The organism is Brachybacterium sp. YJGR34 (genome assembly GCF_003347015.1).
Taxonomy (GTDB): domain Bacteria; phylum Actinomycetota; class Actinomycetes; order Actinomycetales; family Dermabacteraceae; genus Brachybacterium.
The window spans coordinates 12,374-29,063 of the sequence record NZ_PNFB01000006.1; the positions used below are offsets into that span (position 1 = coordinate 12,374).

General features: G+C 70.5%; 20 protein-coding genes. 11 read left to right on the forward strand and 9 right to left on the reverse strand.

The window, feature by feature from the left end:
- Window positions 1–85 precede the first annotated feature (85 nt).
- A complete protein-coding gene (locus CXH06_RS07385) occupies window positions 86–1,090 on the forward strand; it encodes a 4-hydroxy-3-methylbut-2-enyl diphosphate reductase (protein WP_114854533.1) in 1,005 nt (334 codons plus the stop codon).
- Window positions 1,091–1,143: 53 nt separating this feature from the next.
- On the opposite strand, the gene CXH06_RS07390 is transcribed toward CXH06_RS07385, so the two are convergent.
- A complete protein-coding gene (locus tag CXH06_RS07390) occupies window positions 1,144–1,998 on the reverse strand; it encodes an ABC transporter permease (RefSeq protein WP_114854534.1) in 855 nt (284 codons plus the stop codon).
- A gap of 48 nt (window positions 1,999–2,046) precedes the next feature.
- Window positions 2,047–2,973 (reverse strand): ATP-binding cassette domain-containing protein, encoded by a 927-nt coding sequence (locus CXH06_RS07395; protein ID WP_114854535.1) that lies wholly within the window; start codon window positions 2,971–2,973, stop codon window positions 2,047–2,049.
- A gap of 127 nt (window positions 2,974–3,100) precedes the next feature.
- Between CXH06_RS07395 and CXH06_RS07400 the strand changes: the two genes are divergently transcribed.
- Window positions 3,101–3,892: a TetR/AcrR family transcriptional regulator gene (locus CXH06_RS07400; RefSeq protein ID WP_198684041.1), complete on the forward strand. Its 792-nt coding sequence runs from the start codon at window positions 3,101–3,103 to the stop codon at window positions 3,890–3,892.
- A gap of 66 nt (window positions 3,893–3,958) precedes the next feature.
- Here CXH06_RS07400 and CXH06_RS07405 read toward each other — a convergent pair whose 3' ends face one another.
- Window positions 3,959–5,164 (reverse strand): DNA recombination protein RmuC, encoded by a 1,206-nt coding sequence (locus CXH06_RS07405; protein WP_232820255.1) that lies wholly within the window; start codon window positions 5,162–5,164, stop codon window positions 3,959–3,961.
- An 80-nt stretch (window positions 5,165–5,244) separates the two neighbouring features.
- Window positions 5,245–5,730: a hypothetical protein gene (locus CXH06_RS07410; RefSeq protein WP_157975648.1), complete on the reverse strand. Its 486-nt coding sequence runs from the start codon at window positions 5,728–5,730 to the stop codon at window positions 5,245–5,247.
- A 278-nt stretch (window positions 5,731–6,008) separates the two neighbouring features.
- Here CXH06_RS07410 and ychF point away from each other — a divergent pair, with 278 nt between their 5' ends.
- Both ychF and CXH06_RS07420 read left to right on the forward strand, forming a co-directional pair.
- Window positions 6,009–7,091: a redox-regulated ATPase YchF gene (gene ychF / locus CXH06_RS07415; RefSeq protein ID WP_114854539.1), complete on the forward strand. Its 1,083-nt coding sequence runs from the start codon at window positions 6,009–6,011 to the stop codon at window positions 7,089–7,091.
- A 144-nt stretch (window positions 7,092–7,235) separates the two neighbouring features.
- The gene (locus tag CXH06_RS07420; RefSeq protein WP_157975649.1) at window positions 7,236–7,958 is read left to right on the forward strand and encodes a hypothetical protein; all 723 of its coding nucleotides are present in this window, start codon (window positions 7,236–7,238) and stop codon (window positions 7,956–7,958) included.
- Here the strand turns inward: CXH06_RS07420 and CXH06_RS07425 are convergent.
- Entirely contained in the window at window positions 7,941–9,089 is a 1,149-nt protein-coding gene (locus CXH06_RS07425; RefSeq protein WP_114854541.1) for a hypothetical protein, read from the reverse strand. The two genes, CXH06_RS07420 and CXH06_RS07425, sit on opposite strands and share 18 nt — an antisense overlap.
- Window positions 9,089–9,916 (reverse strand): serine/threonine-protein kinase, encoded by an 828-nt coding sequence (locus CXH06_RS07430; protein ID WP_157975650.1) that lies wholly within the window; start codon window positions 9,914–9,916, stop codon window positions 9,089–9,091. Before CXH06_RS07430 ends, CXH06_RS07425 begins: the two co-directional genes overlap by 1 nt.
- Window positions 9,917–10,120: 204 nt before the next feature.
- Between CXH06_RS07430 and CXH06_RS18325 the strand changes: the two genes are divergently transcribed.
- Window positions 10,121–10,273 (forward strand): hypothetical protein, encoded by a 153-nt coding sequence (locus CXH06_RS18325; RefSeq protein ID WP_157975651.1) that lies wholly within the window; start codon window positions 10,121–10,123, stop codon window positions 10,271–10,273.
- Window positions 10,274–10,289: 16 nt separating this feature from the next.
- On the opposite strand, the gene CXH06_RS07435 is transcribed toward CXH06_RS18325, so the two are convergent.
- Window positions 10,290–10,595, reverse strand: coding sequence for a hypothetical protein (locus tag CXH06_RS07435; RefSeq protein WP_114854543.1), 306 nt, complete (start codon window positions 10,593–10,595; stop codon window positions 10,290–10,292).
- 69 nt (window positions 10,596–10,664) lie between these two features.
- Here CXH06_RS07435 and CXH06_RS07440 point away from each other — a divergent pair, with 69 nt between their 5' ends.
- The 3 genes from CXH06_RS07440 (at window position 10,665) to CXH06_RS07455 (ending at window position 11,785) form a co-directional block, all read left to right on the forward strand.
- Window positions 10,665–11,048 carry a hypothetical protein gene (locus CXH06_RS07440; RefSeq protein ID WP_114854544.1) on the forward strand — a complete coding sequence of 128 codons (384 nt, stop codon included), beginning with the start codon at window positions 10,665–10,667 and terminating at the stop codon, window positions 11,046–11,048.
- Window positions 11,045–11,344: a hypothetical protein gene (locus CXH06_RS07445; protein WP_157975652.1), complete on the forward strand. Its 300-nt coding sequence runs from the start codon at window positions 11,045–11,047 to the stop codon at window positions 11,342–11,344. The genes CXH06_RS07440 and CXH06_RS07445 overlap by 4 nt, the downstream gene beginning before the upstream one ends.
- A 255-nt stretch (window positions 11,345–11,599) precedes the next feature.
- A complete protein-coding gene (locus CXH06_RS07455; protein ID WP_157975653.1) occupies window positions 11,600–11,785 on the forward strand; it encodes a hypothetical protein in 186 nt (61 codons plus the stop codon).
- A gap of 5 nt (window positions 11,786–11,790) precedes the next feature.
- Here the strand turns inward: CXH06_RS07455 and CXH06_RS07460 are convergent, their stop codons facing one another.
- Both CXH06_RS07460 and CXH06_RS07465 read right to left on the reverse strand, forming a co-directional pair.
- Window positions 11,791–12,693 (reverse strand): NADP-dependent oxidoreductase, encoded by a 903-nt coding sequence (locus CXH06_RS07460; RefSeq protein ID WP_114854548.1) that lies wholly within the window; start codon window positions 12,691–12,693, stop codon window positions 11,791–11,793.
- Complete coding sequence (locus tag CXH06_RS07465; RefSeq protein ID WP_114854549.1) at window positions 12,690–13,916, reverse strand: MFS transporter; 1,227 nt, start codon at window positions 13,914–13,916, stop codon at window positions 12,690–12,692. Before CXH06_RS07465 ends, CXH06_RS07460 begins: the two co-directional genes overlap by 4 nt.
- A gap of 63 nt (window positions 13,917–13,979) precedes the next feature.
- Here CXH06_RS07465 and CXH06_RS07470 point away from each other — a divergent pair, with 63 nt between their 5' ends.
- The 3 genes from CXH06_RS07470 to CXH06_RS07480 all read left to right on the forward strand — a co-directional run bounded on the left by CXH06_RS07470 (window position 13,980) and on the right by CXH06_RS07480 (window position 16,684).
- Entirely contained in the window at window positions 13,980–14,342 is a 363-nt protein-coding gene (locus CXH06_RS07470) for a MerR family transcriptional regulator (protein WP_114854550.1), read from the forward strand.
- Between the two features lie 308 nt (window positions 14,343–14,650).
- Window positions 14,651–15,874: an MFS transporter gene (locus CXH06_RS07475; protein ID WP_114854551.1), complete on the forward strand. Its 1,224-nt coding sequence runs from the start codon at window positions 14,651–14,653 to the stop codon at window positions 15,872–15,874.
- Window positions 15,875–15,901: 27 nt separating this feature from the next.
- Window positions 15,902–16,684 carry an SDR family NAD(P)-dependent oxidoreductase gene (locus tag CXH06_RS07480; protein ID WP_114854552.1) on the forward strand — a complete coding sequence of 261 codons (783 nt, stop codon included), beginning with the start codon at window positions 15,902–15,904 and terminating at the stop codon, window positions 16,682–16,684.
- Window positions 16,685–16,690: the final 6 nt, after the last annotated feature.

A 16,690-nucleotide genomic window follows, 5' to 3' on the forward strand; every position in this document is an offset into this window, starting at 1 on the left:
TGTGGACGCCGCGGCGCTGTGGAGGGTTGGTGAGTCTTCCCCCACGCCCGTGCACCCCGTCGGCCCCTGCTCCTACGATGGAGCGGTGAGCAACGGAACCGTCCTTCTAGCCGAGCCGCGCGGATACTGCGCGGGAGTCGACCGGGCCGTGGTCGCCGTCGAGCGCGCCCTCGAGCACTACGACGAGACCGTGTACGTGCGCCACGAGATCGTCCACAACAAGTTCGTGGTCGACCGCCTGCGGGAGCAGGGCGCGGTCTTCGTCAAGGAGGTCGACGAGGTGCCCGAGGGCTCGCTCGTCATCTTCTCCGCCCACGGCATCTCCCCGAAGGTCCGGGAGATGGCCGAGGAGCGGAACCTGCGCACCATCGACGCGACCTGCCCGCTGGTGACCAAGGTCCACAAGGAGGCCGTGCGCTTCGCCCGCGAGGACTACGACATCCTGCTGGTGGGCCACACCGGCCACGAGGAGGTCGAGGGCACCGCCGGCGAGGCCCCCGATCACGTGCAGGTCGTCAACTCGCCCGATGCCGTCGGCGACGTCACGGTGCGCGACCCGGAGAAGGTCGTGTGGCTCTCGCAGACCACGCTCAGCGTCGACGAGACCATGGAGACGGTGGACAAGCTGCGCGAGCGCTTCCCGCAGCTGCAGGCACCGCCCAGCGACGACATCTGCTACGCCACCCAGAACCGGCAGGTCGCGGTCAAGAAGATCGCGCCGCAGTCCGATCTGGTGCTCGTCGTCGGCTCCCCGAACTCCTCGAACTCCGTGCGGCTGATGGAGGTGGCGCTCGAGGCCGGCGCGAAGGCCTCCCACCGCATCGACTCCGTCGTCGAGCTGCAGGAGGAGTGGTTCGAGGGCGTGGAGACCGTCGGCGTCACCTCCGGCGCCTCGGTCCCGGAGATCCTGGTCCAGCAGCTGCTGGCCGAGCTCGCCGAGCGCGGCTACGGCGCCGTGGAGCCCGTCCGCACCGCGACCGAGGACCTCATGTTCTCCCTGCCGCGCGAGCTGCGGCAGTCGATGAAGGAGAAGGGCGAGTCCGATCGCCGCCAGCGCCCCTCCGGGCGCCACGCCACCGCCGAGTCCTGAGCGCACCTCGGCCGGCGGTCGGATGACCGCCGGCCGAGGTGCCGCGGCACCCTTCAGCGCGAGGTGCGGCGCGGGAAGACGTACGCGGCCACGCCGACGGCCAGGACGAGGAAGCCCGCGCACCACAGCACGGCCACCACGGCGTCCTGACCGGGAGCGCTCCCCGTCAGCAGCGCCCGGGAGGCGTCGATCAGCGGGGTCATCGGCTGATGCGCGGCGAAGGCCTGCAGCCAGGAGGGCATCGACTCCACCGGGGCGAAGCCGCTGGAGAGGTAGGGCAGGAACAGCAGGATGAACCCGTAGCCGCTGGCTGCCTCCGCGGAGCCCGCGAGCATGCCGAGGGTCGCGAAGACCACCGTGATGACGAGGATCCACAGGGCGATGAGGCCCAGGGAGCCCAGCAGCTGCATTGCCGAGGCCTCGGTGCGGAAGCCGACGGCCAGGGCGACGAGCACCACCACCACGGTGGCCAGCAGATTCCGCACCATCGAGGCGACGGTGTGGCCCAGCAGGAGCGTCACCGCGGGGAACGGCATGGTGCGCAGGCGGTCGATCAGGCCGGTGGTCATGTCATTGCTGACCACCACCGCGGTGAAGGACGCGCCGAAGCCGGCGGCGGTCAGGGCGATCGCGGGCAGCACGTAGGAGAGGTACTCGGCGCGCGAGGGGGCGCCGCCGTCGGTGGTGACCGCCCCGCCGAGGACGAAGACGAAGATCAGCATCATCATCACCGGCAGCAGCACGGCCATGAGCACCGACTCCGGGTCGCGGAACGAATGGCGCAGGCTGCGCCAGGACAGCACGCGCAGGCCCGTGAGGGCGCCGGCGCCGGCAGGGGCCGGGCGGTGATCGGGGGAGGGGTGGTGCGGGGCGGTGCCGGGATCTCCGGCGGTCTCGATGAGGGTCATGGCTCCGGTCCTTGGTGGTCGTGAGGTGCTCGGGTGGTGCGGGCGGTGTCAGCCGACGGGCGCGGCGAGCGTGTGCTCGAGCGTGGACTGCTCGTCGGAGCGGGCCCGGGTGCCGGTGAGATGCAGGAAGACGTCGTCGAGGGTGGGGCGATGGAGGGTCGCGGTGGTGTGGGGACGGCGCGCGGAGATCTCGGCGAGCTGGCGAGCGAGATCCGCGGTGGTGCCGGTGGTGGGCACGTCCTCGAGCACGGACCCGTCCTGGTCGTGGACCCGGATCACGGTCCCTCCCACCAGGGCCTTGAGCTCCGTCGCGGTGCCGCCGGCGACGATCCGCCCCTCGTGCAGGACCCGGATCTGATCGGCCAGGGCGTCGGCCTCCTCGAGGTACTGGGTGGTCAGCAGGATCGAGGTCCCGTTCTCGGCGAGCTCGCCGATCTCGTTCCACAGCACCTGACGACTGCGGGTGTCGAGCCCGGTGGTCGGCTCGTCGAGGTAGACCAGCCGTGGGCGGCTGATCAGGCCCGCGGCGATGTCGAGCTTGCGCCGCATGCCGCCGGAGAGAGTCGCGGCCCGGCGGTCCTTCGCGGCCAGCAGGTCGAAGCGCTCCAGGAGATCCAGGGCGCGCCGGCGGGCGGTCGCCGCGGGAAGGCCGAACAGCTGCCCGATCATCACCAGGTTCTCCATCCCGCTGAGCTTCCCGTCGACCGCCGCGAACTGGCCGGTCAGCGTGATCAGGCCCTGGAGCCGGCGGCGGTCGCGGCGGGGGTCGAGCCCCAGGACGGAGACGGTGCCGGCATCGGCGGGCAGCAGCGTGGAGAGGATCTTGATCAGGGTGGACTTGCCCGCCCCGTTCGGGCCGAGCAGGGCATGGACGCCCGGCGGCAGCGTGAGGTCGAGCCCGTCGAGCACGGTGTGCTCGCGGTAGGACTTGCGCAGCCCCCGGATCTCGATCAGCGGAGCGTCGGTGGTGGTCATGGGAGCCCTTCCGGAATGGCACTGTGTGCGCCGTAGACTGTGTACGGCATCTACTGTGTACCAGTTACGCGGTGGCCGTCAAGGGCTGTGGTGCACGCCTCGGCAGAGGGGATGGAACACTGAGCGCATGGCGGAGAACAACGAGACCGGCCTGCCGCGGGCCGTGATGATCGCGTGGGGGATGGACGAGGCGCCGCAGCGGGGACCCAGCCGCGGGCTGAGCCACGAGCGGATCATCGCCGCGGCGATCGAGATCGCGGACGCCGAGGGGATCGGCGCCGTGACCATGCAGGCCGTGGCGGCCTCCCTGGGATTCACCACCATGTCCCTGTACCGGTACGTCGCCAACAAGGACGAGTTGCTGCGCCTCATGCAGGACTCCGCGCTGCAGATCCCGGCGAAGGTCAAGCTCCCCCTCCCGTGGCGCGAGCGGCTGCGCGCGTGGGCGAACCTGGTCCGTGACGCGTACCGCGCGCATCCCTGGGTGCTGGCGGTGCCGCGGGGTCAGACCTCGCTGCTGATGCCGAACTCGGTGCGTGCCGCCGACCTGGGGATGTCCGCCCTCGAGGAGCTCGACCTCTCGCTGGACACGAAGGTCGGCGTGATCCTGGTGATCTCGCAGCTGGCGTCCTCGATGGTCGAGCTCGAGCTGTCGCTCGCCGCGGAGGGCGCGATGACCACCACCGGCACCGGGGCCGAGCTGCTCGCCGGCGTGATCACCCCGGCGCGCTTCCCCCATATCGCGTGGCTCTATGCGGCCGACGCAGCACAGGCCGCCGCCGCAGAGGGTGCGGAGGCGCCCGTGATCGAAGGCGGCGACGTCACGGTCGACGGCGAGTTCGATCTCGGCATCGACCTGATCATCGCGGGGATCGAGGCGCGACTACCGGACGCCGACGGGCCGGGGGCCGAGGGCTGATCAGGCGCGTGCGGCGTGCCGGCGGCCGCGCGAGGGGGCGTTCCCGCAGGGACCCTCCGGCGCGGCTCAGCCGGCTCGATCCACGCGGCGCGGAGCGGGCTCCGCGCCGCCGGCGAGGTCGGCGATCTCCTCATCCTCGAGGGTGCGGGCGCGGCGCGTGAGCTGCTCGACCTCGTCGATCGCCGTCCCCGTCAGGCCCAGGTCCTCGAAGCGCCGCGCGGTGACCATCACGCGCGATTGCAGGGAGCCGACGGCGTCGTTGAACGCCGCCACCGAGGAGTCGAGTGAGCGGCCCACCTTCCCCAGGTGGCTGGTGAAGGTCCCGAGGCGGTGGTGCAGTTCCCGGCCGGCGTCGAGCACCTCCCGGGCGTCGCGGTTCAGGGCATCGGTGCGCCAGGTGTGCGCGACGGTGCGCAGCAGGGCGACCAGCGTGGCGGGGGAGGCGATGACCACGTCCCGACCGAAGGCGTCGTCCAGCAACGTGGGGTCCGTCTCCAGGGCGGCGGCGAGCACGCCGTCGCTGGGCACGAACAGGACCGTGAACTCCGGGGTGTCGCCCAGCGCCTTCCAGTAGGCCTTGGAGGAGATGACGCCGACGTGGTGGCGCAGCGCCTTGGCGTGTGCCTTCCGCCGGGCCGCGGCGCGGGCGGGATCCTGCTCCTCGGTCGCGTCGAGATAGGCGTCCATCGGGGCCTTCGCGTCGATCACCACGTGCCGGTCCCCGGAGAGGTGGACGACGAGGTCCGGGCGCTGCCCCGCGGTCCCGTCGGCCCGTGTCCCGGCGAGCTGCTCGCTGAAGTCCACGTGCTCGAGCATTCCCGCGGCCTCGACGATCCGGCGCAGCTGGACCTCGCCCCAGCGGCCGCGGGCGGTGGGGGCGCGCAGCGCCGTGGTCAGCGCCGCGGTGCCGGACTCGAGGGACTGCGCGCGCTGCGCCAGCTGCGCCAGGTGGGTGCGCAGGGCGGCCTCGGCGTCGATCCGGGCGGCCTCCGAGCGGGCGAGGGAGCGCTCGAGGTGGGAGAGGGTCGCGGTGATCGGCGCGAGGGTGCGCTGCAGCTCCGCCTCCCGCTCCTCCTCTGCGGCATCGCGGCGGGCGGTGTCGCGCTCGTAGCGCTCATCGGCCAGGCGCAGCAGCTGGCCCGACGTCTCCGCGTCGGTGCGCAGCCGTGCCGCGTCCGCCCGGGCGCGCTCTCTCATCAGCATCCAGGTCGCCCCTGCGCCGAGCACGATCCCCAGGACCAGTCCCAGCAGCAGCAATGGTGTTCCGCTCATGGTCACAGCACACCACGGGGGTGTGACAGGCGGGGAGCGCCACGCCCGGGATGTCGCCCGCGGCGGCACCGGGCGGGAGGTCAGATCCGCTCGAGCTCCTCGACCACTCGCGTGGTGTGGATGAGCCAGGAACCGTTCTGCTTCGTCAGCACGACGTCGTAGACCTGGCGCTCGGTGACATCCGGGTGGATCAGCGTCTCGGTGACGCGCACGGTCGCCCGGTCCCCGCGGAGATCGCCCTCGGCCAGCTCGTGCTCGAAGGAGTAGTCGTTCTCCGGCCAGTAGCGGACGGTCTCCTGCCACTGTTCGCAGGTGTAGTCCTCCCCGCGGAAGGGCTCCGTGGTGACCTCCTCGTAGGTCTCGCAGTCCTCGGCCTCCCACGCGGTGAGATAGCGGGTGACGACGTCCATCGGCGTCTCGCGGAGCGCGAGGAACCACACCGCCCCGAGCACTGTCGCCACCACCAGGGCGAGCGCGAGGAGCGTGCAGCACGCACCGCCGATGATCCATGGCGCCTTGCTGCGGGGCGGGGGCGTGGATGGAGGCGGGGACCAGGGCGCGCTCATGGCTCCACCCTAGGCAGGGAACTGTGGCCAGCGCCGGAGCGCGACGGAATCGTTGTCTCTGGCAGGCAGGGAACCTGTCCGGATCAGGCGGTCTTCGCGATGGTCACGCCGGAGCGGACCAGCGATGACACCGCGGTGCGCGAGATCAGCGCGTGCGGACTGCTCGCCCTGATCGAGGCGGCGGTCCCCGAGGCCTCCGGGCTCCGACCTCGCGAGGTCGGTGATCTCACCCGATGTCGACAGGTGGCGCGGCGCCGGTCCCCGTAGACTCACCTCCCGTGGCACTTACTATCGGAATCGTCGGGCTGCCCAACGTCGGCAAGTCCACCCTGTTCAACGCTCTCACCCGCGCCGAGGTCCTCGCCGCGAACTACCCGTTCGCGACCATCGACCCCAACGTCGGCGTGGTCCCGCTGCCCGATCCGCGGCTGGGGAAGCTCGCCGAGGTGTTCGGCAGCGAGAAGCTGGTCCCCGCGACCGTGTCCTTCGTGGACATCGCCGGGATCGTCAAGGGTGCCAGCGAGGGAGAGGGCCTGGGCAACAAGTTCCTCGCCAACATCCGCGAGGCGGACGCGATCTGCCAGGTCACCCGCGCCTTCAGCGATCCCGACGTGACCCGTGTCGACGGCTCCACCGATCCTTCCGGGGACATGGAGACCATCACCACCGAGCTGATCCTCGCCGATCTCCAGACCATCGAGAACTCGATGCAGCGCCTGGAGAAGGAGACCAAGCGCGGGGTCATCGACTCCGCCGTGCTCGAGAACGTCACCAAGGCCAAGGCGCTGCTGGAGACCGGCCGGACCCTGTACCAGGGCGCCGACGAGGCCGGCATCGACGTCACCGCGCTGCGCGAGCTGCAGCTGATGACCACCAAGCCCTTCATCTACGTGTTCAACACCGATGAGGAGGGCCTCGCGGACACCGCCTCCCAGCAGGCGCTGCGGAACCTGGTAGCCCCGGCCGAGGCGATCTTCCTCGACGCGAAGTTCGAGGCCGAGCTCATCGAGCTCGACGAGGACGAGGCCGCCGAGATGCTCGAGTCCACCGGCCAGGAGGAGTCGGGCCTGGCGCAGCTGGCCCGCGTCGGCTTCGACACCCTGGGCCTGCAGACCTACCTCACCGCCGGCCCCAAGGAGTCCCGCGCCTGGACGATCCCGCAGGGCGCCACCGCCCCGCAGGCCGCCGGCGTCATCCACACGGACTTCGAACGCGGCTTCATCAAGGCGGAGATCGTGTCCTTCGACCACCTCATCGAGGCGGGCTCCACGGCCGAGGCCAAGGCCAAGGGCTGGGTCCGCATGGAGGGCAAGGACTATGTCATGCGGGATGGGGACGTGGTCGAGTTCCGGCACTCATAGAACGTTTGACGGACGGGTCGAAGCCCGCAGGCGGATGTGATGTCTGTCGTCGTCGGGATGATCGAGTGGGATGCGCATGCTTGCCACTGGCGGAAGTGCAGAGCGCTCGGCCGTACGGAGTTTGATTCAAAGAAGTGGGAGGCCATGACCGTGCGCAACGTGACAGTCGTGGCTCCGATCTCGTCTCTTGGCGGACGCAGGTTCGAACCCCAGGCCGAGTTGATCCTGCACGACCTCGCTGAACCTGCCGCGGCTTCGCTCCCAGGCACCGCCGGCGAGGTGTTGCTCATCCCCGAGATGCCCAGTCCCTTGGGCCTGCCCGACTTCATCGCTCTGGCCGGAGGGCGGGACTGGCTCGAAGCGCGCGGTGCTGCGGGCGTCCAGCCGCTTCTCGCCGAGGCCGACTGCTCGGTGCTGGCGGTGCTGCACCCGGGACAGGCGCTGTCGTCGGCGACGATCGCTCGGCGAGTGGGGTGGTCGCCGGCGGCTCTCGAGCCGGTGCTGAGCCGTCTTCAGAGCGCGGGCGCAGTGGAGAAGACCCCCGGCGGCGCGCACAGGGTGAACCCGGCGTTGGTGCCGCGAGGATCAGTGTTCGCCCTGGAAGCGAAGGTGAAGGACTGGCAGAAGGCGGTTCTCCAGGGCCGCGCGTATCGCTCCTGGGCCGATAACTACGTTGTGCTCCTGGGGGATGTCGGTCCGGTGGCAGTGCGTCGTGCCGCGGAGCGGGTCGCGCACGACGGAGCGGGACTCTATTCGTCCTCAGGATGGGTCGTCAGGCCGCGCGCGAGGCGTCCCGCGCCGGCGAAGCGCCTCTGGGGCTTCGAGCATTTGTACGCCGCTACGGCGTCCTCAGCTCCAGCCCTCTGACGCGGCGAAGAGTTCGAGTCCGTCAAGGAATGGCTTGATCCAGCGGTCGGGGCCGATCGGCGCGCCAGTGATCCGTTTCACTTCCTGCCATTCGGGACGAGCCTCCGTGTAGCGGCGTCGCAAGGCGGCGATCCGGTCGCGGCCGGTCAATCCGTTCAGCTCGTCGACGATCGTCGTGAGGATCGAGGCGTGGTGCTGGAACGCCTGCTCCGGCTTGGGGCCGATGGTGCCGGGTGTAAGCCGCGCGGCCAGAGCTTGTTTCTCCGAGGACAACACGGAGTACTCGCGGTTGGAGAGCCCGCCCATGAGCCCGCCGAGGGTCGGGCGCTGGTACCAGCCGCCCCCGTTCTGATCGCCTTCGCGCTCCTCGAAGTCCTGGTAGGCGCAGATGCGCTGACGGATGTCCCACCCGGTCCCGACCGCCTCCGCTCCGGCGGCCACTGCGGGCAGCGCCGCAATGTCGCCGAAGGCGACGCGCACAGGACGGTCCTGGCTGAGCGCGAAGGTCGTGCGCATCATGCCGTACACCTCTTCGGCGGTCGCGCCGGGCGGCATCGCGTTGTCCGACCGCGTCACGGCGAGCAGCCAGCCAGCCGGTTCGAGCTGGTCCAGCGCACCGACGTGGGCGTCGAGCTCCGCGCCGGCACCCCAGAACTGCTGGTCCCCAGCAACGGTGAGCCACGCGGCGGGCTCTGCGTCCATGGCCTCCTGGCTGAACTCGAGCGCGCGCTGGCTCGCGGGCGTGTCGGGGTAGGACACCAGCAAGGAGGAGGCGAGGAGGGGGCTGGAGAGCTCCCTCTGAATCGCGTAGACCCGGTCGATGTGGTCACGCATGGCAGGGCGCGACGACACGTCGCCTCGTGCGCCGCCCCAGAGGTCCCATGTGTCGTAGTGCCGGAAGTCGCCGGCGCGGGGCATGCTCAGCGCATAGGTCATCGGGTCGAACCAGAACTCGCCGCCGGCCGCTCGGATCTGTTCGGACGTGTCCTGCGCCGAGCGCTTGAAACCGTTGGCCAGGCGCGGGGAGGTGAAAGGCGACAGGTATGCGCCGGTCGCGTACCCGCCTCGTATGGCGCTCGTGGCCCACTTGACCAGCGTGTTGCGGGCCGTGTCGCCGAGGAAGACTCCCATCACGCCGCCTCGAACGCGCGCTGCAGCGCGTCGCCGTTGCGGTACCGCCGTGCGGGCTGGGGGTGGAGCCCCCGCTCCACGACCGCGACCAGGCCGTCGGGGAGGTCCGGGCGCGCGTCCTGCAGTGGTATGTGTTGCGCGGTCCGCAGGCGCTGGAGGTACTCGTAGTCGTCACCCTTGTAGGGGACGGGCGGATGGCCGGTGGCCGCCAGGTAGACCAGGGCGCAGCACCCGAAGACGTCGGACGCTGCCGTGGGAGAGCCGGAGTACGCCTGGAGGTGCTCCGGCGTCATGAAACCGCGGGTGCCGGGCTGGCCGCCGACGGTCAGCCCGCTCCGGAGAGTGTGCTTCGCGAAGCCGGGGTCCATCACCACGAACTTCCCGGACGCGAGCCGCTGGACGTTGCCAGGACTGAGGTCGCGGTGGATGACCTTCTTCTTGTGCAGCGCGCCGAGTCCGGCCGCCACGTCCCGTCCCAGCGCGAGCAGGTGCTCCGAAGGCCACCCCGATCCGCAGTAGCGCAGGTCGGAGCCGTCGAGGAGCTCCTCGAGCCAGAAAACCGCCACGGGCGGGTCGCCGAGCAGCTGCAGGTCCGAGCTGACGGCGACCACGTTGGGGTGGTTGACGCTCTTGAGTAGATCGACCTCGCGCCGAGCGCGCTCGAGCGCCGCCGGGTCCGCAGCCAGACCAAGGTCGATGAGTTTGAGCACGCTCTCGGTGCCGTCGGCGTGCGTCACGACATGGACCTGCTTCTGCCCGCCCTGCACGAGGGCGCGCGCGGGTGCGACGTCCAGTCGAGAGCAGGCTTCGTGCAGCAGGTCGGTCATCTCATGATCCTGGCATGTCTGCGCCAGCGGAACGGGGTTGCTGCAATCGTGTCGCGGGCCGAGCATCGGTGTCCCTGCGTCGATGAGAGGCAGCGCCCGACGATCCTGACGACAAGGTGCCCTCCGACCGCAGGATCCGGCGGTCCGCTACCCATAGAGCGACTAGTGGCTGACCCCTCGTTGACGACGATCTGCTGCGACGGGATGCCGGTCCCGCTCTTCCCGGTGCGGACGATGCCGGTGCCCGCCGACTGGACCGAGGGCTACGAGTCGCTCTACTTCGACGGGATCGGCTACTCGGCCGACGTCGCCGACGAGCTCAAGGAGTTCGAGGACGCCTGCGCGGAGGAGGGCTGAGCCGGACCCGACAGCGTCACTCCTCCTGTAAGGCCGTGAAGAGCTTCGCGAGCAGGGGCTCGAGGCGGCGGATGTGCGCGAGCTCCTGCTCCAACGACCGCCGTCCGCGTGGACGCTCCTGCAGCAGCCTGTGGTCCTCCTCGGTCAGCGGCGGGTCCCTGTCCGTGGCGATCAGGGCCATCTCGACGCCGATCGTGTAGGCGGCCGCCCGCTCGAACGTCACCGGCCCGCCCATGTACATGCCGGGCCGCTTCACGATGACCCTCGCCAAGTCCGCCGGGTCGCCGCTGACCGGGCTCGCCCTCACGTGATCGTCCACCATCGCCCCATTCTCCAATTCACCCCCGACATCTCCCGGCTTACGCTGGTCGTGGATGAGAGGAGCGCCGCCATGACTGCATTCGAACGCAGCGAGATCCTCGACCGGATCTTCGGGCAGCTGGCCGCACAGCAGGCGGAGCGCTTGTCCCAGCCGATCTCGGAGGCCGAGGTCGAGCGGAGCGTCGCCGCTCTGGACCGCGCCGAGCGCCTGGCATCGATCCGGACGGACATGCGCGAGGCGGCTGTCACCGCGTTCGGCAGGGAGTTGACCGTGGAGGAGACCACGGCGCTGACCCGGGCGTGCGTGAAGGGCCGGCTCCCCAGCGACGAGGAGATGGCCGGCTGCCCGCCGGAGCTCGTCAGGCGGATCATGAGAGCGGCGGCCCAGCACGCGCAGCGGCGGGCCGCCGGTTCTGGGGGCTCGGGCTGGGGATCGGACGAGGAGGACGCATGACCGCAGAGACATCAGAAGCGACGTGGAGGTGGGACGCTCTGCCCGGGAGCCTGCGCCACGCGAAGAACCTCGCCATGCTCGCCGTCGAGCATCTGGCCTTTCCCGACGACCATCCGTGCCGGGTCCTCGTCCTCCAGGACGCCGACTACCGGAACCCGAAGGTGTCCGTCCTCGTCGAGCTGGCAGCCGACGCCGAGCGCACCGTCGAGATCCTCGACGATGACGACCCGGTCGCTCTCGCGGCGAGGATCCGGGCCGCTGCCGACGCCCTGGTCGACGGGTGGGCCGCCTCGTGACCAGGATGCGCATCGGATCGCTGAACTTCGCTGTCGTCTTCAGTCGGCAACAGGAACGGATCACCTTGCGCGCCTGGCGGCAGCGGGGACCTGACCGCGTTGGCGTCTTGCTCCAGGTGAGGATCCGGCCTTTCCGGTTGCGTGCGGCTCGCGACGTCCCGGCGGAGTCGCTGCCCTGACCTCGCCACCCCGTGCTGCCGTGCAGCGCTTCGCCTCGAAAGGGTCGATGACTGTGTGGGTCCCGTGCAGCGGCAGATGAACGAGATCCGGATCCCGTCGTCGGTCGAGAACGGGATGGGCTCGCAGTCCCGGCCGCACTTGGCGCAGGTCCGGTACGCCTCGTCGGGCTGTGCGAACGGATCCGTCATGCACTCCAGTCTCGCCCATGCGGAGCTCGGCGACTTCTCCTTCCCGGGACACGACGAGACCCTCGCGTTCTGACTGGTCTACATCGTGATGACGACCTTGCCGAGCAGACCACCGGCCTCGGCGCGCCGGTGAGCCTGTTCGATGTCGGCCAGTGGGTACAGGTCTGCGACCCGTAGCGTGATCTTGCCTGCGTCCACCAGGGCCGAGAGTGCGCGGAGCCGCTGCCGATCGTGCTGCACGTAGTTGTGCACCGCCATGGAGGCGCGTTGTTCCACCGCCGCGGGGATGGTGTCGTCGCTGACGGTGACGAGGCGGCCTCCCTCGCGCAGCAGCCTCGGGTAGTCGAAGACCCCTGCGGCGTCGAAGATCGTGTCGAACTCGCCGGCCGTCGCCGGACTCGAGTGCGCGGATGCGGCTCCGAGGTCGAGCACCGCTGATTCGTGCTCCGGGCGCGAGACCAGGGCGGTCACTTCGATCCCTGCTGCTGCGGCGAGCTGCACGGCCATTCCGCCCACGCCGCCCGCGGCTCCGGTGACCAGCAGCCGCTCGCCCGCGTGGAGGTCGAGTCTCCTGAGGGCCTGATCGGCCGTGAGCCCCGCCAGGGGCAGCGTGGCAGCGGTCGGCAGATCGACTGACTCGGGTGCCGGGGCGAGTCGTTCCGCCGGGATCGCGGCGTACTGCTGCCAACTGCCCGACCCGTCGGGCGCAGGCGGGTGCATGGTGATCACCCGGTCGCCGGGTGCCCAGCCGGAACCAGCAGGTGCCGTGACCACGATGCCGGCGATGTCCCAGCCCAGCACCGCCGGGAACCGGCCGACGCGCTGGGGTGTGCCGGGAATGCGGGTCTTCACGTCGACCGGATTGATCGTCGACGCGACGACCGCGACCAGCGCTTCGCCTGGTCCAGGTTCCGGGGCCGGTGCATCGTGGACGGTCAGGACTTCGGGGCCGCCGTAGGCGGTGATCGCTGCGGTCTTCACAGGCAGTGCTCCTTCGTCGCGGTGGTGGCAGAGATGTTGGCGTCACGCCGTGGAGTGGCGCGGAGGGCGAGTGCGGTGAGGATCAGGCCGAGCGCTGCGAAGCCCGCTCCGCCGAACCCGCCCCACTGCAACAGCCCCGCGGCGACGCCGAGTCCGCCGAGTGCGGAGCCGATCGCGTTGGCGAGGTTGAACGCCCCCACGTTCACCGCCAGCGACAGCGTCGGCGCGGCACCGGCGTGACGGAGCACGAGCGACTGCAGCGGGGCGATGGTCGCGGTCGAGAGCAGCCCGAGGACCAGCACTGCGACGACCATCGGGACCGGGTGCTCGGCGACGAGCGGGAACGCGGCCAGAGTGACGATCAGTGCGACGAACACCCTGACCAGGGTCTTGCCGAGCGAGAGATCGGTGAGGCGTCCGGCGATCAGGTTCCCGGCGAAGCCGCCGACCCCGTAGGCCAGCAGCAGCGCCGGGATCACGCCGGCGGCGATGCCGGTCACCTCGGACAGCAGCGGCACGAGGTAGGTGAAGACCACGCTGACCCCGGCGAAGCCGATCACCGTCGTGGCCACCGCCAGCAGCACCGGCCCGCGCAGCAGCGTGCGGATCTCGTCGCCCACGCCGGTGGTCGGCGCGGCAGTGCGCGGCATCGCGGCGGCGATCAGCAGCACCCCCACGACGGCAGCGGCCGCGACGATGACGAACGGGATCCGCCAACTCGTGGTCCCGCCCAGCAACGCCCCGAGCGGCACGCCGAGCACGGTGGCGACGGTCAGACCGGAGCTTACGATCGCGATCGCTTGCCCCTGGCGGGCCGGCCCCATCAGCCCTGCCGCCGTCGTGAGCCCGATGGCGAAGAGGGTGGCCTGGCTGCACGCCGAGACCACCCGGCCGACGACCACCCACCCGTACGTTGGGGCGAACACCGTGAGCACGATGCCCGCGACGAACACTGCCCCCAGCCCCAGAGCGAGGCCCTTCCGCGGCAGCCGGGCGGTGAGGACGGTGACGATGGGCCCGCCGATCGCCACGCCGAGGGCGTAGGCGGTCACGGTCTGCCCAGCGGCCGCGACGCTCACCGAGAGATCGGCCGCGAGCTGCGGCAGGACCCCGGCGACGAGGTACTCGGCCGTGCCAGTGCAGAAGACCAGGAGCACGAAACCGGCCAGCACCAGCCCGGGTCGGGTGCGGGTGGAAGAGAGAGGAGACTGTTCGGCATTCACACTGCTAGGCTGAACCTTCTCATCGATGTGAAGGCAAATGGTTCAGAAGGAGTCGCCGCTCACATGCGCATCTCGGAGGTCACGGACGGCACCGGCATCCCGGCGCGGCTGCTGCGCTACTACGAAGAGCAAGAGCTCCTGGTGCCCGCGCGCAACGGCTCGGGGTACCGCGAGTACAGCGACCAGGATGTCGAGGTCGCCCGACGCATCCGCCAGTTGCTGGACGCCGGCCTCAGCACCGCGACGATCCGCACCGTGCTGCCGTGCCTGGCGGACCGTGCCGGCCGTCTCGCTCCCATCTGTTCCGACACCATCGAAGACCTCCGGCGCGAGCAGGCCCGGATCGAGGCGTCCATCGAAGCGCTCACCGCATCGCGCGATGCCATCAGCAGCGTCATCGACGCCGGACGCGTGGTCAACGCCTAAGAACCGCACCTGAGACCGCACGGTCGCCCGTTCTCCGCGGCGTTCGGCAAGGAGGCGACGCGGCCACGGGGCCCGCCACGCTAATCGGGTCTCAGCGACGGTGTCTCGCACTCACCAGGCGTTCACGCGCTCGCGAGAAGCGCGTGGCGGCCGAGCGTTCCGACTGGGTCGGGAAGGTGTCCCTGCCGGTGCTAGGCAATCGGGGGTTCTGGCTGCCGGCCAGCGGTTTGAGCAGTGTGGATGCATGACCGGTTCACGTTCCTTGTGACCGGTCGGTTCCCCCGGATTGCTCAAGGAGGCCACCTGCTGTGGCGACGACACTTCAGCCCACCACCGGCACAGACTCCCGACGCGGCGCTGCACCGCGGCGCAGGACGGCGCTCGCGCTGCTCGCGCTCAGTGTCGGTGGCTTCGGCATCGGGCTGACCGAGTTCGTCATTGCCGGACTGCTCACCGAGGTCGCCACGGACCTCGGTGTCAGCATCACTGCGGCCGGCCATCTCGTGGGTGCTTACGCACTCGCCGTCGTCCCCGGCGCGCTCGTCATCACGCCGTTCCTGATGAAGCGGCCACCGAAGCACGCGCTGGTGCTCCTCATGGGGTTCTTCGTCGTCGGCAACGTGCTGTCGGCCTGGGCACCGAGTTACGAGCTCATGCTCGCCGGCCGGATCGTGGCCGCCCTGGCACACGGCGGCTACTTCGGCATCGGCGCGGTGCTCGCCGCGTCCCTGGTGCCGAAGAGCAGGCAGGCATCCGCCGTCGCCGCGCTGTTCGCCGGTCTGACGATCGCGAACGTGCTCGGCGTGCCCGCGGGCGCGCTCGTGGGCCAGCAACTCGGCTGGCGCGCGGTGTTCTGGATCATCTCCGTCATCGGCGTGCTCGCCCTCGCCGGGATCGTCGCGCTCGTGCCGAGGACCCGGCCTGAAGAAGACCAGCTCCCGGTCGCGCAGCAGTTCCGTGTGCTCGGCCGTCCGCAGGTGCTCGTGTCGCTGCTGACGACCGCCATGGTCTTCGGCGGCATGTTCGGCGTCTTCACCTACATCGAGCCCCTGCTGCGCGAGGTCACCGGCTACTCGGCCGCGGCGATCCCGTGGCTGCTGGTCCTCTTCGGGGCCGGCCTCTTCCTCGGCAACATCCTCGGCGGCAAGGCCGCGGATAGGAACGCCGACAACGCCGTGCTCGTGCTCTCGATCCTTCTGCCGGTCGTCATCCTCGTCCTCGGAGCGGTCTCCGGCATGCCGGTGCTCACGGCGCTCCTGCTGTTCCTGCTCGGCCTGATCGGCTTCGCCACCGTTCCGGGCCTGCAGGCACGGGTGATGCGTCACGCGGCCGGGGCCGCGACCCTGGCGTCGGCGACGAACATCGCCGCCTTCAACCTCGGCAACACGATTGGCGTCAGCCTCGCCGGCGCAGCGATCGCCGCCGGATACGGGCTGGTCAGCCCGACCGTCGTCGGCGCTGCTCTCACGGTCGTCGGGCTCGCGCTCATCGTTGCCGCACGCTTGTGGGCTCGGCGCTCTCCCTCTCTCTGAACTTGATTCCTCCAGGAAGGCTCTCTAATGAATCTCGAACTCGACGGCAAGGTCGTCATCATCACCGGCGGTACCAGCGGCATCGGCCGCGCCACCGCTCACGAGCTCGCCGCGGAAAGAGCGCACGTTGTCGTGGTCGCCCGCAACGACCCGGCGCACGGAGTGCTGCCGGGCTCCGCGCACTTCATCGCCGCGGACCTGAGCGACCCGCAGTCCGCCGACCGACCGGTCTCCGAGACGCTCGAGCGGTACGGGCGCATCGACGGGTTGGTCAACAGCGCCGCCCTGTTCGACACGAGGGACTCCTTCTGCGACATCGGGGACGAGCTGTGGCGGGCGACGTTCGAGGTCAACGTGCTCGCCCCGGCACGGCTCGCGCGCGCGGTCATCCCCGCCATGAAGGCCACCGGTGGCAGCATCGTTCACCTGGGCAGCGAGGCCGCACGGATGCCCGACCCGACGATGGCCGCCTACGCCTCGTCCAAGGCGGCGGTGCTGTCGCTGTCGAAGTCGCTGTCGATCGAGCTCGGCCCGGCGGGCATCCGCTCCAACGTCGTCTCGCCCGGCCCCACCCGGACCGCCTTGTTCGACGCGCCCGGCGGGTTCGCCGACCAGCTCGCCGAGCGCTTCGGCACCGACCCTGACACGGCGGTCGACCGTTTCATCCGTGAGGAGCGCCGCCTGCCCTCCGGCAGGATCGGCCGGCCCGAAGACGTCGCCGGGGTAATCACTTACCTGCTCTCGCCAAGGGCCGGGCAGGTGACCGGCGCGGAGTGGTCGGTCGACGGCGGCGCGCTGCGCCAGATCTGACCGGAA

Coding starts and splice junctions, on each gene's coding strand:
- CXH06_RS07390 (WP_114854534.1), bottom strand. CDS start 1,998: ATGACCCTCATCGAGACCGCCGGAGATCCCGGCACCGCCCCGCACCAC.
- CXH06_RS07445 (WP_157975652.1), top strand. CDS start 11,045: ATGACCGCAGAGACATCAGAAGCGACGTGGAGGTGGGACGCTCTGCCC.
- CXH06_RS07405 (WP_232820255.1), bottom strand. CDS start 5,164: ATGAGCGGAACACCATTGCTGCTGCTGGGACTGGTCCTGGGGATCGTG.
- CXH06_RS07470 (WP_114854550.1), top strand. CDS start 13,980: ATGCGCATCTCGGAGGTCACGGACGGCACCGGCATCCCGGCGCGGCTG.
- CXH06_RS07400 (WP_198684041.1), top strand. CDS start 3,101: ATGGCGGAGAACAACGAGACCGGCCTGCCGCGGGCCGTGATGATCGCG.
- CXH06_RS07440 (WP_114854544.1), top strand. CDS start 10,665: ATGACTGCATTCGAACGCAGCGAGATCCTCGACCGGATCTTCGGGCAG.
- CXH06_RS18325 (WP_157975651.1), top strand. CDS start 10,121: ATGCCGGTCCCGCTCTTCCCGGTGCGGACGATGCCGGTGCCCGCCGAC.
- CXH06_RS07430 (WP_157975650.1), bottom strand. CDS start 9,916: ATGACCGACCTGCTGCACGAAGCCTGCTCTCGACTGGACGTCGCACCC.
- CXH06_RS07435 (WP_114854543.1), bottom strand. CDS start 10,595: ATGGTGGACGATCACGTGAGGGCGAGCCCGGTCAGCGGCGACCCGGCG.
- CXH06_RS07425 (WP_114854541.1), bottom strand. CDS start 9,089: ATGGGAGTCTTCCTCGGCGACACGGCCCGCAACACGCTGGTCAAGTGG.
- CXH06_RS07410 (WP_157975648.1), bottom strand. CDS start 5,730: ATGAGCGCGCCCTGGTCCCCGCCTCCATCCACGCCCCCGCCCCGCAGC.
- CXH06_RS07420 (WP_157975649.1), top strand. CDS start 7,236: ATGACCGTGCGCAACGTGACAGTCGTGGCTCCGATCTCGTCTCTTGGC.
- CXH06_RS07455 (WP_157975653.1), top strand. CDS start 11,600: ATGAACGAGATCCGGATCCCGTCGTCGGTCGAGAACGGGATGGGCTCG.
- CXH06_RS07480 (WP_114854552.1), top strand. CDS start 15,902: ATGAATCTCGAACTCGACGGCAAGGTCGTCATCATCACCGGCGGTACC.
- CXH06_RS07395 (WP_114854535.1), bottom strand. CDS start 2,973: ATGACCACCACCGACGCTCCGCTGATCGAGATCCGGGGGCTGCGCAAG.